At 37.1% G+C, this 237-nt stretch carries 1 protein-coding gene; it reads right to left on the bottom strand.

Annotated features, from left to right (window positions below; translation table 11 throughout):
- Positions 1–226, bottom strand: a 226-nt coding sequence (locus tag AB4486_RS24680; protein WP_372119321.1) for a hypothetical protein, incomplete at its 3' end; no start/stop codon positions are given.
- Positions 227–237 lie beyond the last annotated feature (11 nt).

Below are 237 nucleotides of genomic sequence, written 5' to 3'. Positions count from 1 at the left end.
GTTGAACGATAGTGAAATCAGAGTTAATTAACTTTGCTATCTCAGGTCGTAGAGTGAACTTGCCGTCGTTCGTCACGTGACCGACTGTATAGCTATATTCACCTAGGTCTTTATGCGTAAAATCTAGGTCAATCAATATATCAGTCTGACGTTCGTTTAAGCATGTTAAGAACTCATCGAATGGAAAATATTCAACTGTTTCAATACATTCATTTAACGCACTCATGCTCTCATAAT

This window comes from Vibrio sp. 10N.222.55.C6, assembly GCF_041473395.1.
Classification (GTDB): Bacteria; Pseudomonadota; Gammaproteobacteria; order Enterobacterales; family Vibrionaceae; genus Vibrio; species Vibrio crassostreae_C.
Note: the sequence above shows the minus strand (reverse complement) of the source record. Positions and strands in the feature narration are given on the sequence as shown.